Below are 13,365 nucleotides of genomic sequence, written 5' to 3'. Positions count from 1 at the left end.
TGAGATGAATCTTAAATTCGCCAAAGGCGGTAAAACGGTGATTTATAAAATTATCAAGATGACCATTATGTCGCAAAAAGACTTGATTTTTAATCCTAAAAATTGGGCGAGAATTGCAATATTATGGACACGTTTACAGCAGAGTTTTCGTTTGATGGTTGGCGTTCCTGATTATGCGAATTATGTTGAGCATATGCGGAAAAACCATCCCGATTTAGAGCCAATGGACGAGAAAACCTTCCATCGTTATTGTGTGGATGCACGATATCCATCTGCAAAAGGCGGTTTGAAAAAGTGTCCTTGTTAATTTAAAAGGTTGAAAAAACGGTACTTAGGTACCGTTTTTTTGTTTAATTTATTTACCAATATATGAAGTGATAAATGTGTAAGTGATTGGAGTAATCATCAAAAGTAATTTTGTTGAGACTCCAGTGAATACTCTTGAGAGGTGTTTTGATTCACCTTACATAGTCTTGATATAATTTTTTCATATTCAGACTCAAAACTTACATGAGATAAGTAAGTTAAAAATGTATTTTGCAATATCTAAAGCCTAAATAAAGAATAAATCAGAGCGATTTAAAATCATTGAGTATCTTTAAAAACCGTGTATGTTAAGGGATATCAATGTTTTTATTGGGGAATAGACGGTGATTTGGGGAACAACACAGGTAAAAGTATTAGCAGAAAATCAATCCGCAGCAAATTCAGAATTAACAAACTATTACCCGAAAATTGATCAATTTTTACATCAAATTAACCAAATTATTTTAGATAAAAATCAACAAACTAAACTTGCTTTATGCAGTCTCTTGGCCGGTGGTCATCTACTGTTTGAAGATTTGCCTGGGTTGGGTAAAACTACATTGGCAAGCAGCTTGTCTCGTCTCGCAGGATTAGATTTTCAGCGCATTCAATTCACCAATGATATGCTTGCAAGTGATGTGATTGGCATCAATATGTTTAATCAAAAAGAGCATCAATTTGAGTTTAAATATGGTCCAATTTTCACAAAAATTTTACTAGCCGATGAAATTAACCGTTGTAGCCCAAAAACGCAAAGTGCCTTACTTGAAGCAATGGAAGAGGGGAATGTCACCGTTGATGGAACACGTTATGAATTACCCAAACCATTTTGGGTCATTGCTACACAAAATCCACTATTCCAAAGTGGAACGTATAGTTTGCCTGAGTCTCAACTCGATCGATTCTTAATGCGACTCTCTTTAGGCTATCCGTCACGTGCTGCTGAAAAGTTATTATTACAACAAAACTCTCGTTATGAATTGATTGCTCAACTGCAATCTATCTTTAAAAATAATGAAATATTGCAATTACAATGTATGGCCAATGGAATTTCAATTAATAATCTTGTTTTTGAATATATGCTTGATTTAGCAGAAGAAACACGTAAAGGACGCCATGGTTTGTCAACACGTGGATTATTAGCATTAAAGAAAGCAGCGCAAGCCTATGCACTGATTGAAAAACGTCAATTTGTCATTGCAGATGACGTACAAGCTGTATTTGTTGCCGTCGCATCGCACCGTATTGGATTAGGTGAATCTGAAACCTTAGCGCTGATGCAGAAAGTTCCTGTGAAAGGTTGATTTAAATCAAAAAATAATAGGATTTTTCATGCTACGTCAACGGTTTATAAAATGGTTACATTTGCGTTTTCGCTATACGGGAATCCGCACACTTAAACAAAATGAAGTCTTGGTATTTATTTATCAACAAGGTTTTTTATATTTGGTTTTGATTTTAATCACTTTTATAGCAGGTATTAATTATGCAAATAATCTTATTTTAGGATTTTGCTTTTTAATTAGTGCGATTTTGTGTATTAGTTTTTATCTGAGTTTCAAGCAACTCCATGGTGTTACCTTACAAGTTGTTGTGGATGATGTAGGTAAAGTGAATGAGGCTTTTCAAGTCAAAATTATTTTGCAGCAACAACTAGCAAATCCTAAATTTTTAAATTTTAAAATCAAAGACTCAATTGCTCACGATCATAAAAGTAGCATTGGTAAAAAAACTGACTCAACCAGTAAAAATACGCAAAGCATTGATGATGTTCAGTCTTTTTTATTCGATGAAAAACAACAGAGCTTTGAGCTGAATTTTATTCCCAAACAGCGTGGTCAATTTGAAATTCCACGTATACAAATTTATTCAACCTATCCACTCGGATTGGTACGGGCTTGGACGTATATTTATTTGCCCGAAACGTATTGGATTGCACCAGAAGCCAAAGCTTTAACACTCAATTTTCAAACTTCATCTAATAATGGTGAACCAGATTTAGACGAGTTTAAAGAGCTGCGAAATTTTAAAATAGGTGATTCATTACAGAGTGTATCTTGGAAACAGGCTGCACGTGGGCAAGGTTTATTTGTCAAACAGTTTGAAGATCTAGTCGATGCTCATGCGATGCAAATCGAATATGCCAAAATGCCAAGTAGTGATCATGAAGAAAAACTCAGTTTTATGATGGAGTTGGTTGATCAATGTGAGCAAGCACAAACGCCATATAGTGTTATCTTACCGCATGCACAAACTGAAAATGGGGTGGGTGCAGTACACTATACCCATATCAAAACACTATTGGCGCAAGCGTGAGGATTGAGAGTGAATAAGTCTATACAAATCTCAATTTTACTTGCACTGGGTTTAATTTGGCTTGCACAAGTTGCTTACATACCCGTTGTATTATCTCTTTTATTTTTGATTAATATTGTTGGCTTAGGACTCTATTATCGGAAACGTAATAAATACGAAATTTTTGATTTCCCTCGATATCCTAAATTAATTTTTGCCTTGTTGGCACTGGTCATTATTTATTTTGATTCAAGAACTTTTTTGGGCGTGGAAGCGGGAACGGCAGTTTTATCTACGTTTTTATTTGCCAAGGCTTTAGAAACAAAAACCAAACGTGATTTTATTATCCTGTTTAATTTTGCATTATTCGTCAGTGCGAGTTTATTTTTGCATAGCCAAGCTTTTTGGATGGCATTATTGGTTTTATGTTGTTTAATCAGTTGTTTAATTGGTTTATATCGAGTACAAACAGCCAGTTTTGAAACCAAGCAACCGGTTATTCAGTCATTAAAATCAGATTCATTACACATTCTCAAATTTATAGGTTTGGCATTCCCATTCTTTATTCTACTATTCATGTTTTTTCCACGCTTGCCGCCATTGTGGCAAATTCCTATTCCCAATAATAAAGCAGTAACAGGGTTGAGTGATACAATGTCGCCTGGTGATATTGCTGAACTCTCACAGTCGAATGCCTTGGCATTTCGTATTATTGGTGATATGAAACAGCTGCCGAATCGTTATGATTTATATTGGAGAGCATTGGTGTTGGATCGTTATGATGGCACAACATGGAGCAGTGATTTTTCTAACAAGCAGATCAAGCCATATTCACAAATCATAGGAAATATTGATGGTTTTCACTATCAATATTTACCCAGTGATCCGAGTCAGCAGTGGATTACAGGGCTAGAAAAATCGATTCCAATTGAGCCACGTTTTGAACTGCATCAAGATTGGTCAATTACACCGAAGCGAATGGTGCAACGTACTCAACCTATTCCAATCCAATGGATTGGGAATAATGTAGCCGATATTCAAAATGATCATTTAGACCAATTATTGTTGAAAAATAATCTTAATTATCCTAAAAAAACCGATCTGCAAGCTCAGAAATTTGCTTTAAATATGTATCAACATAGCCAATCGAATCCTGAAGCTTATATTCAAAATATTCTCAATTGGTACAAAACTGAGAATTTTGTCTATACGCTCGCACCTGGAAAATTAGGTAATAACCGAGTGGATGAGTTTTTATTTCAATCTAAACAAGGCTTTTGTGAACATTATGCTTCTAGTTTTGTATTGCTGATGCGCTATGTCGGAATTCCTGCTCGTATTGTAACTGGTTACCAGGGCGGTGAACTTGCTCCTGATGGGAGGAGTTGGGAGGTGAGACAGCTTGATGCACATGCTTGGGCAGAAGTTTACCAACAAGGAAAGTGGCAAAGGGTTGATCCAACAGCAATTATTGCACCTACTCGAATTGACCGTGGGATGCAGAATGTCATGGAGAGTAATGCTACGATTTTTGGTGATGCCGATTATTCAAATCTACGTTTTCAAAATTCATCTATGTTGCGAACACTTCGGGTATGGAGTGATTACGCAGGTTTCCAGTGGCAAAGTAAGATTGTTGGTTATAATGCGGATAAACAAAATAGTTGGATGAAAAAAATCGGATTAACATCATCTTATAGTTATGGCTTAGTTTTGATTTTGGGAATGATTGGGCTTTTATTCATTTACTGGGGAATGACAAAATTATGGTTTACACGGCAGATATCAGCACTTGAAAGAATAATTTTAAAGTTTAATCATCAACTTAAAGATGAATTTCGAAGAGCTGAATCAGAAACTTTTCAACAATGGATGCAACGCTTGTCTGCTCATTCTGAGCAAAAAGAACTTTTTGAACGGAGTAATCAAACTTTCCAAAAAATTGTTTATTTAGGTGATCAAAATCAACAGGATATTCAAAATATGAGAATTTTGCTTAAAGAGTGTTCGAATGCATTAAGATAGAGTAAATAACACTTGTCATATTGTAAGAAAGTGAATAATATTCTCAGCACTTTAGGTGTATAGCTCAGTTGGTTAGAGCGCTACGTTGACATCGTAGAGGTCAGCAGTTCGAGTCTGCTTATACCTACCAAGATTTAAGTATTAAAATCAAAGACTTACAAGTTACTAATCTTAACTTTAGGTCTTTTTTTATTGCCTAAAATAATGCAAATACCGCATTTGCTGTGCATTTTGGCGAAAATAACGCATAATTTACGCCAAGATTACGCCAAGACCTCTACTATGAAAATACCAAAGGCTAGAAAACGTGGTAATGCATTCCGCATTGAATTAATGTTTGATGGAAAGCGGCATTCTGCAACGCGAGATACAGAAAAAGAATGTGAGCAGTGGGCAGCTATGAAGCTGCTTGAATTAAAGGCAGGCGTAAAAGAAGTTTTAGATCCGAATGTAAAACCCATTTTTACATTTAAAGAATTATTCACTGTCTATTATGAAAAAGTGGGTAAAATTTCTAAATCAAAAGATTGGATATTCACACAGTACAAGACATTTGATAGAAAGCTTGGTGATGTGGCCAACCTAAGTATTCATGATATAACACCACAAGATTTAACAGCATGGCGTAATAAAAGAAGTACAGAAGTAAAAGAGAATACAGTGCTCAAAGAAATATCTCTTTATTCAGCAATGTTCACATACGCCCAAAAAGAAATGTTTTTACTTGAATCCAATGTTTGGATGCAGATTACAAAGCCAAGCAAGCCTGAGTCACGTTATCGCCGTATCACACAACAAGAAATAGATATTATGCTTGGGTTACTTGAATATGAAATTGGACAAGTGCCCTGTAGGTACTTATGGTTATAGGCATGACAAAGTACCACCATCAAAACCACATTATCCTTTTACAGGTGATCATTATAACCTATACAAAGCAAATCAAAATCCTAACAATGGTAAATGCTTTTGGGTGGAAAGTGGGGCTGCTGATGCCTCTAATGGTCAGATACCACCACCTAATTCTATTCCAATAGAACCATTTATATAGAGGATTTAAGAATGAATTATAATACTGGAGAATTGGTAGAGCTTGGTGACTATATTGAACTAAATAGTGATATGACTGGAATTATTGTTGCAATTATTGAAGACAATAAATACTCTAAATCGTACCCCAAAGAAGAATGGGATTACTTAGAGCATGGGATATTAGTTTTATCAGATCAAGCAGGATTAATTCACTATCCTTATATTTCAGAAGAAATACATTTAATAAATAAAGATACTGCGAGCCTGTAGATTATCTCAATGGGCTAACTTTTAATAAAACTACAATCCAAAATCCATACCCCGATCTTGCTTAGGTTGGGGCTTTTCCATTTTCTTTTGCCGTTCTTTCATTTTGACGATATTTTTATATAGAAGTAGAGCCAGTCGTTCTTCATTTGTTCTAATTGTTAGTTGTGTTTAAATAACTATATCAAGGAATAGAGTCATTCTCACATTTATTTTTGAAGGTATAATTAAAAATAACTAAAATATAATTTTATAAAATCAATGAGATATTTCTTATTTTACTGTGTATTAGCAGTTCTTTTTGATTCTGACGGGGTGTCAGCAATCAACTCACTTATCACCAGTGATTCCACCGAGCCTCTTTGAACCTTGCCTTGATCTTCAAAAAATAGAATCAGGGCCGGGTAAGTCGGTAATGTTGTGGTCTGTTGATACTGTTGCGAAATATAATGATTGTAAGGCACGTCATGGTGCGATTGTAGAGGCCCTCAAGTGAGGGCTGATCAACAGAATTATTTTTAAACTTTTATAACTATCTTGATTAAAAAATAGATACTCCGTTTCTAAGAATAATTTTGGAATAGAAGCTATTTAAAAGTCTAAAATTATGGGCACTGCATATCTTTTCTAACTGCATATACACCACCATGAGAGCAAAGCATTGCGATGACTTTCTTTAATGCTATTTGTTGCGTATCTATAGAATAGTATCCTCGTTGTTTCATTGTTTCTAGATAATCTAACAGTGTTTCTCCCTTTGTATTTTTTGTATTGATGGCATGATCAAAAATTTCGGGCTGTTTTCGTTTTTTAGAATAATAGAGCCAGATATTTTGTAGAAACTCTTCACGCTTTGTAATGTCATCGGCAACAATATGAATCATTGGGCTCTTTACCGCATCAGAGTAGCCACTAGGTTGACAGACAGGCGTAGTTAAAAATTCCTCGGGTGAAATAGGGGTTCCTTCCATTTCTTTAATTGTCGATCCTACCATCTGTTGCTCAATAAAAGAAAATTTCATGCAATAACCTTGAATCATGAAAAGCCGATCATGCGCAGAGATGTCAACACCGGGATTCTTCTGTATATAGGCTTTAGAAATATCTTTAGATTTGCAATCGTCACAATCCATTGCAAATACATTAATGGTGGTAACCATCATGGCTCCACATAAAAAATATTGAAGTTTTTTTATCATTAGATGTACCTTCCGTATATTTATTGATTTCTCATATTATTCAAAATAACATAACTATTTTTCAGTCCAATTGCTCATCCGCATTCTTTATAAAAAGTCTTTCCATTTTTCACAGTGTGTTCATGTAGAAGTTGAGCCATGTTTTCATTTTCACCCATAATTTTTTATTAAAAATAAATGATATAATGACTAAAATAAAGACATAAAACATGTGGATAACTTTCTTTTTACACCAAATATACGCCAATCAAAATTAAGTTATTAATATTTATAATTTTTCCTTACCTTGACATCGTAGAGGTCAGCAGTTCGAGTCTGCTTATACCTACCAGATATTTATTAAAGACTTATAAGCTAATCAAATGCTTATAAGTCTTTTTTTTGTTTGTGTGTCACATTTTAATGTTGGTAGTATTGGATAAACTGGCGAAAAATGGCAATATTTAAGACCAATATGTGTCAGGAATGTGTCAAGAATGAAGCTACCAGTTGTGCGAAAAAGGGGAAATACTTATACAACATCTCTTTCATATAATAATAAACGTTATTACTGCACACGTGACACTGAAAAAGAATGCGAACAATGGGCTGCACTCAAATTATTAGAATTGAAAACTCAAACAAGAATTGAATCTGGTGAATTGAAACCTAAATTCATGTTTAGAGATTTAAATAATAAGTACTACACAGATGTTGGCCAGCTAAACAAATCAAAATCATCACGTGCCTGGATTAAGGGGCAATATAATAATTTTGAAAATAAGTTCGGTGCATTAGCTCAAAAATCTATTTATGACATAAGTCCCAAAGATTTAACAAACTGGCGAAATAAGCGACTTAAGGAAGTGGGAGAGAATACAGTTCTTAAAGAAATTTCTCATTACAGTGCGATGTTTTCTTATGCTCAAAAAGAATTATTTCTTTTAGATGAAAACTCATGGATGCAAATGACTAAGCCGAAAAAGCCTAAAGCACGTGCGCGTCGTATTCATGAATCTGAAATAGAATTAATGCTTAAGATCCTTGATTATGAAATTGGAAATGAACCTGTACTTTCTCAGCATTATGTTGCTTGGGGATTTTTATTTGCTATTGAAACTGCGATGAGGCGTGGTGAAATATTAGCAATGGAAAAGAAAGACATATTTGATGGTTATGTGCATTTGCCCAAAACGAAAAATGGAGATACGAGGAATGTCCCACTTTCTTTAGAAGCCAAAGAGCTATTAAAACTTATAAAACATGATGGTCGTAAAGTCATACCGCAATCTGAGAATGCTTTTCGCTTGATGTGGGAAAAACGTAAAGCATCAGTTGGTCTACTCAATTTACATTTTCATGATACTCGGCATGAAGCAATTACAAGAATGGTACGAGTACGTAAATTGCCAGTAGAAGTCCTGGCTAAAATTACAGGACATAAGAAAATAGATGTCCTTATCAATACTTATTACAATCCGAATGCAGATGATTTGGTTGAAGCTTTTAATAGCTAAAAATATGCCCGCAATATGCGGGCGTTTATTAGTTTTTACGTTTTGGACCTCGTCGGACTTTTGAATTTCTGAGTAATGCATCTGCAGCATCAGGATCATAAAGATGCTTGCCATTGCTACCTTGGTTGATAGAGATACATCTAGTTCTGATGGTTTCGTCTGACAAACTATATTTTGCGACTAATTCAGAAACGGATACTAATTTACGCTTTTCTAGTTTTAGTGCTGTCACTGTACCGCCAAAGACAATTTGCCCTAATACTATTTGTGGAGCAGAGTCTGCTTCAATGGTCACAATAAATTCAGGCATATGCTTTTACCTCTAATTTTGAAAGACATTCAGTCATTGGTACTTTGCTGTTTAATATTTTCATTATTTTTTTGCCCCTAAATTTGGATTGGTAAAAAGCCAGCACTTTACATTTCGACTTGGTTTACCTGTCACTTCACGTACTTTACTGATGGTTGCTACTTCATCTGCAGGGAAGCGATCTGAATAGACTTGTTTATTACTTTCGATGAATTTGTACTTTCGACTGGTACGCAGTAACTTTTTCATGTCATTAATTTCTGGTAATTGTTGGTAGTTACGCGCGGCAACTTTATAGACTTCATTTAAGTTAATCGCCACAGTTTGTGCATCTTCATTGTGGTGATTTAGTCCAAAGTCTTGTGAACGGTTGCCTTGAAGATATTCGTAGACGTCCCAAAATTTTTCTACGTCAGGATGGTCGCCATTGAGTTGGTCGACTCGGTCACGCGCCATGATATGAAGTATTTTTTCTGCTTCGCATACATCTTCTAAGTCGATAGGTAATACATGCTTTGCCAGTGCATGTACCAACGAAGCAACTTGTGCGTGACAAAGTGCAATACGGGTATGAGTGATGCCAATATGATGATATTCAGCTTCTATGGTTTGTAAGTTTTGGTTGTAGGTTTCCAAAATTTCTTTTTCATGACGTAGGCAATGCGTCATGAAGGTACAAGCATCTTCTAATTCCATACGATCGAGGTCATCGACAATACGTTTTGTTTCTAAGGTTTGTCCTTTACGGTCGAAATACAGATGCAATGTACGGGTTAAAATAGCTTCTGATGCCTGAATAGCAGTGTTCTGAGAAATTAGAATGGCACCACGAAAAGGTGGTTCATATGTTTCATTTCCCGCAGTTTTTAGACCTTTTGAGCGAATAGCACGACCGTTAAAAGCATCCTTGAGTTCGTCCCAAGAGAATTTAGATTTTTGAACTGTATTACCGTTCACATCGTTACGGTCACCTTCGATAAGAACGACAGGTAAATTGGCAATTTGTGCAAAGTTACGATACACGGCAACATTTGTAGATTTATTTGCATCAAAGCCTTCATAGTCTTTACGACCTGAAAGTTTCCACATGAGTTCAATCAAGCGTGATTTACCTGCACCGGCTTCACCAACAATTTCCATAAAAGGATATGAACTGTGCATTGCACGGATTTGTTCGGCGAAATATGAACCCATCCACCATGCCAATGCTATTACACCTTTTGAACCACGTACTCTGTAAAAGTCATTCCACCAATTTGGGTTGAACTCTTGCTTTGGATTTATGCTAATTGCAGGGGAATTTGCTAATGTTTTGATCTCTTTACGTTTTACTTTAAAAAAGTCATGTTCATTGATAGAGATAATTTGTCCTTTATGTACAGCATATTTTTCAAAGATATAAGTCTCGTATTCACGGCTATAGCCTATAAAGTCGATGGTTTTCACTTCACGTAATCTCTCTGTAGATCTTTTTATAAATGTTTCAAGTTGGTTGTCTGTACCTGTCCACATAGCACCAGACATGACGCCCATAACACGTGGTTTAAATTTGGAACGACTCGACATTTGTTCTGCTGTAAATGTAGTTTTTGCTTCTGACCACGGACTTTGTAGTTTGAAGTAGTACCAAGATTCATCGGTAATTTCATTTCGTTGGAAATACAGCGGTTCAATTTGTGCATTACAGATTTCTTTGGCTGCTGAGCAGTTTTTAAGAGCACTTTCCCTAATTTCTCTATCGGTCAGTATCGTTCCACCATTTTCAGAGGTTTCATTATTACGGTCTTCAAGGTGTTGAACTGCCTTGTTAAATTTGTCGTAGTCTAATTCCCACCAGTACAAACGGAACTTGTGGTTGTAATAGAAGGTATGACGACGACTTTCATAAAAGTTGTAGATGAGTAAACCTGCTTCTTCTGCCGTTTCAGCAATAAGTAGCTCACCATAATGTTTATATTTGGGGAATTGGTCAGGATTAAGTTTGTCCCACTGAAATAGGTCGTTCCAATCGAGTTTTTTACCACCATTTGCAGGTGGTTGAGCTGCGGTAGATAACCAACCTTCGGCACGTGAGCGTTCATGCCATTTAACGGTATACCCTTTGCCTGCTGAGTCATTGTCAAAAGCCCAACGTAACCGTGGTTTGTCTATTTTGAGTTCATGGCAACGATCTGCAATAGCTTTGAGCATTTGTGCAGGGTAGTTGACGCATGACAAACATGACATGGCTTTTTGACCCGATTCTGTTAGTGCAATAGCATCGAATATTCCTTCTGTGATCCAAATAGAAAGACCTTTCTCACCGAGTTTGCAGAGTTCATCTAAGTCATGAATAGACCATGCTTGTCCTGCATTTTTAAAACCAAAATTGAAGCGTGCTTTTTTATTACCAAAGCGATCTGGGCGGTCTATTAAACGTTCCCAAAAATTTTCGTTGTCTAATTTGAAACGAACAGTAGCACTAGATGCACCAGTGGTTTTATCTGTATAGGTTTGTTGTGTGTACTGACCAATGAGATTGGAAAGGTTGAAACCACGACCTTCAGATAAATAGGCATCCGCAGCTGCATTTGGGTTTTCATTGGTTTGTGGGTGGTATTCAGACCAGTCTTTGAATAAGTCTTCACAAATGTCTTTGACGTGTTCTTCATAGCCACATTTGGTTAAACGGCCACATTTCACGATTCGTGGATTGGTGGCATGGGTATAAAGTTCTTTTTTACTGCACTGTGGGCATACGCCTTCACGGAACCATTCACCACGGACTTTGAACTGGAACATTTGTTCAAGGCGTTGGGTGATGCGGTGTTTTAACTCTGACATTTAGAACCACACGATAAATTATAACTGTTTGAGATTGTGAGAAATTTGTAGCTTTTCATGCATGTAAAAAAGTCTTTGATTACAATCGCTCATCTGTTGGTTGGGCAGATAGTTCGGGAAGGTTTTCAAGCATGAATTCACGAATAAAAACAGCAGGTTTTTTCTTATGATTGAAGGCAATTTTTCTTAAGGCTTCTGACTGTTGTTTAGTCCAACGTACAGGTGTGAGTTCGGTGTGGTGTTGTTTAGTTTGATCATTTAACTTGTTCATGCGAAAATCACCATAAATAGGTATTTAGTATCTGAGTAACCGTAATTTAGTACTATTTATGGTGTTAATCAAGTGTTTTATTCGGGAAAAGTATGAAAAATGATGATTTATCGAATCGTGGTGAGCGTTTAAAGGAAGAACGTCGACGCTTGGGTATAAAAACACAAGATGAATTGGCTGAAATTATGGGGGTCGCGAAGAACTCTATAGGTCGTTTTGAAAAGCATAATGAGCCACTGAATACAGACTATCTTGATCGTTTGGAAGATCATGGTTTTAATATTGCCTATATTCTTTGGGGAACTAAGGAAGTGAAGAATAGTGAGCTTTCAGATGATGAAGTAAAGCTGATACAGCTTTACCGTCAGACACGTGAAGAAATGCGTCAGGGGTTAGTTTCACTTGTTGAAACTTATGCGAATCAATTTAAATAAGTCCATAATTTAAGAAGAGAAAGTATGAGAATTTTATGGCTTTCTTTGGCCTTGGGGTTAATTTGTATTTGGTTATTTTTTCCAACAATTTTTAATTGGTGGGCATTAAATATTTGGAATGTACCAAGCGCTGAAATTGGAAAACTTGGTGATTTGGGTTCATTGGGCGATATATATGGAAGTTTAAATACGCTGATTTCTTCAATAGCATTATGTGCAGTAGCTTTTTCAACTTTGTTGCAAGTAACCTCATTAAAAGAGACTAGAGAAGCTAATGAAAGGCAAATAAAGTTAGCACAAGAAGCTCATGATGCCCAGATCAGAGAGTCGAGATATGCTGTTTTTGCAAGTATGTTTAATGGTTTGATGTCTTTAAAGCAAACAAAGTTAGAGAGTCTTAAAATAAAAAATAGAGAGCGTGAATATATTGGCTTTGAAATATTTAATTTTTTGGCAGACTCGTTTTCTAACTCCTTTGAGAGCAAATTTAATGAGGTGTACTTGTTAAGTGAAAATGAAGTAAAAAACCATTTCTTTCGAATTCTTAAGGGTTTGAATAGTGATCAAAAATTTTATGATCTAGGCTCTTTTTTTCTCTTATATGAAAATTTATTAAATCTAATTTATGAATCAGATTTAGATGATAAAGAGAAAGAATATTTTAAAGCAGCAGTTCGGAACTCAATGAGTGGGGCTGAACAATTAACTCTATTTTGGATGGGTGCTTATAGTCCTAAATATAAATTATTCTTAAAAGACAGTCAGCTTTTTTCTCAATTTTACAGTGATAAAATGATGCCGTTTGCAATTAAATTTCACGATAAATCAAGCTTTTCTCATCCGACAATTTTGAAAAATTGGAATCGTTTTGAAGAACAACAAAACCCAGCCTAAGCTGGGTTTTTAT

At 35.7% G+C, this 13,365-nt stretch carries 14 protein-coding genes and 1 tRNA gene; 11 read left to right on the top strand and 4 right to left on the bottom strand.

What is annotated here, in order from left to right; genetic code table 11:
* The first annotated feature begins 4 nt into the window (after positions 1-4).
* From ACG94X_RS07355 to ACG94X_RS07320, 8 genes are all read left to right on the top strand, one after another.
* Positions 5-307, top strand: coding sequence for a YbdD/YjiX family protein (locus ACG94X_RS07355; protein WP_419383094.1), 303 nt, complete (start codon positions 5-7; stop codon positions 305-307).
* Positions 308-650: 343 nt separating this feature from the next.
* The gene (locus tag ACG94X_RS07350; protein WP_419383093.1) at positions 651-1,610 is read left to right on the top strand and encodes an AAA family ATPase; all 960 of its coding nucleotides are present in this window, start codon (positions 651-653) and stop codon (positions 1,608-1,610) included.
* Positions 1,611-1,638: 28 nt separating this feature from the next.
* Positions 1,639-2,622 carry a DUF58 domain-containing protein gene (locus ACG94X_RS07345; RefSeq protein ID WP_419383092.1) on the top strand — a complete coding sequence of 328 codons (984 nt, stop codon included), beginning with the start codon at positions 1,639-1,641 and terminating at the stop codon, positions 2,620-2,622.
* A 9-nt stretch (positions 2,623-2,631) separates the two neighbouring features.
* A complete protein-coding gene (locus ACG94X_RS07340) occupies positions 2,632-4,626 on the top strand; it encodes a transglutaminase TgpA family protein (protein ID WP_419383091.1) in 1,995 nt (664 codons plus the stop codon).
* A 53-nt stretch (positions 4,627-4,679) separates the two neighbouring features.
* Positions 4,680-4,756: transfer RNA gene (locus ACG94X_RS07335), tRNA-Val, on the top strand.
* A 101-nt stretch (positions 4,757-4,857) separates the two neighbouring features.
* A complete protein-coding gene (locus ACG94X_RS07330; RefSeq protein WP_419383090.1) occupies positions 4,858-5,496 on the top strand; it encodes a site-specific integrase in 639 nt (212 codons plus the stop codon).
* A gap of 192 nt (positions 5,497-5,688) precedes the next feature.
* Positions 5,689-5,928, top strand: a complete 240-nt coding sequence (locus ACG94X_RS07325; protein ID WP_419383089.1) for a hypothetical protein — start codon at positions 5,689-5,691, stop codon at positions 5,926-5,928.
* Positions 5,929-6,226: 298 nt separating this feature from the next.
* Positions 6,227-6,421 (top strand): hypothetical protein, encoded by a 195-nt coding sequence (locus ACG94X_RS07320; RefSeq protein WP_419383088.1) that lies wholly within the window; start codon positions 6,227-6,229, stop codon positions 6,419-6,421.
* Between the two features lie 109 nt (positions 6,422-6,530).
* Here ACG94X_RS07320 and ACG94X_RS07315 read toward each other — a convergent pair whose 3' ends face one another.
* Positions 6,531-7,124, bottom strand: a complete 594-nt coding sequence (locus ACG94X_RS07315) for a hypothetical protein (protein WP_419383087.1) — start codon at positions 7,122-7,124, stop codon at positions 6,531-6,533.
* Positions 7,125-7,600: 476 nt separating this feature from the next.
* On the opposite strand from ACG94X_RS07315, the gene ACG94X_RS07310 reads away from it, so the two are divergent.
* On the top strand, positions 7,601-8,620 hold the full coding sequence (locus ACG94X_RS07310) for a tyrosine-type recombinase/integrase (protein ID WP_419383086.1): 1,020 nt from the start codon (positions 7,601-7,603) through the stop codon (positions 8,618-8,620).
* Between the two features lie 28 nt (positions 8,621-8,648).
* Here the strand turns inward: ACG94X_RS07310 and ACG94X_RS07305 are convergent, their stop codons facing one another.
* From ACG94X_RS07305 to ACG94X_RS07295, 3 genes are all read right to left on the bottom strand, one after another.
* On the bottom strand, positions 8,649-8,930 hold the full coding sequence (locus ACG94X_RS07305) for a DNA-binding protein (RefSeq protein WP_419383085.1): 282 nt from the start codon (positions 8,928-8,930) through the stop codon (positions 8,649-8,651).
* 63 nt (positions 8,931-8,993) lie between these two features.
* Positions 8,994-11,753, bottom strand: coding sequence for a toprim domain-containing protein (locus ACG94X_RS07300; RefSeq protein ID WP_419383084.1), 2,760 nt, complete (start codon positions 11,751-11,753; stop codon positions 8,994-8,996).
* Positions 11,754-11,832: 79 nt separating this feature from the next.
* On the bottom strand, positions 11,833-12,024 hold the full coding sequence (locus ACG94X_RS07295) for a hypothetical protein (RefSeq protein ID WP_086203247.1): 192 nt from the start codon (positions 12,022-12,024) through the stop codon (positions 11,833-11,835).
* 92 nt (positions 12,025-12,116) lie between these two features.
* Here ACG94X_RS07295 and ACG94X_RS07290 point away from each other — a divergent pair, with 92 nt between their 5' ends.
* A complete protein-coding gene (locus ACG94X_RS07290) occupies positions 12,117-12,458 on the top strand; it encodes a helix-turn-helix domain-containing protein (RefSeq protein WP_419383083.1) in 342 nt (113 codons plus the stop codon).
* A 24-nt stretch (positions 12,459-12,482) separates the two neighbouring features.
* The gene (locus ACG94X_RS07285; protein WP_419383082.1) at positions 12,483-13,352 is read left to right on the top strand and encodes a hypothetical protein; all 870 of its coding nucleotides are present in this window, start codon (positions 12,483-12,485) and stop codon (positions 13,350-13,352) included.
* Positions 13,353-13,365 lie beyond the last annotated feature (13 nt).

Source organism: Acinetobacter psychrotolerans, from assembly GCF_048552595.1.
GTDB lineage: Bacteria > Pseudomonadota > Gammaproteobacteria > Pseudomonadales > Moraxellaceae > Acinetobacter.
The sequence above is the reverse complement of the archived record's forward strand: the minus strand, read 5'-3'. Positions and strand labels throughout refer to the sequence as shown.

Coding starts and splice junctions, on each gene's coding strand:
- ACG94X_RS07300 (WP_419383084.1), bottom strand. CDS start 11,753: ATGTCAGAGTTAAAACACCGCATCACCCAACGCCTTGAACAAATGTTC.
- ACG94X_RS07325 (WP_419383089.1), top strand. CDS start 5,689: ATGAATTATAATACTGGAGAATTGGTAGAGCTTGGTGACTATATTGAA.
- ACG94X_RS07345 (WP_419383092.1), top strand. CDS start 1,639: ATGCTACGTCAACGGTTTATAAAATGGTTACATTTGCGTTTTCGCTAT.
- ACG94X_RS07305 (WP_419383085.1), bottom strand. CDS start 8,930: ATGCCTGAATTTATTGTGACCATTGAAGCAGACTCTGCTCCACAAATA.
- ACG94X_RS07315 (WP_419383087.1), bottom strand. CDS start 7,124: ATGATAAAAAAACTTCAATATTTTTTATGTGGAGCCATGATGGTTACC.
- ACG94X_RS07290 (WP_419383083.1), top strand. CDS start 12,117: ATGAAAAATGATGATTTATCGAATCGTGGTGAGCGTTTAAAGGAAGAA.
- ACG94X_RS07355 (WP_419383094.1), top strand. CDS start 5: ATGAATCTTAAATTCGCCAAAGGCGGTAAAACGGTGATTTATAAAATT.
- ACG94X_RS07310 (WP_419383086.1), top strand. CDS start 7,601: ATGAAGCTACCAGTTGTGCGAAAAAGGGGAAATACTTATACAACATCT.
- ACG94X_RS07295 (WP_086203247.1), bottom strand. CDS start 12,024: ATGAACAAGTTAAATGATCAAACTAAACAACACCACACCGAACTCACA.
- ACG94X_RS07285 (WP_419383082.1), top strand. CDS start 12,483: ATGAGAATTTTATGGCTTTCTTTGGCCTTGGGGTTAATTTGTATTTGG.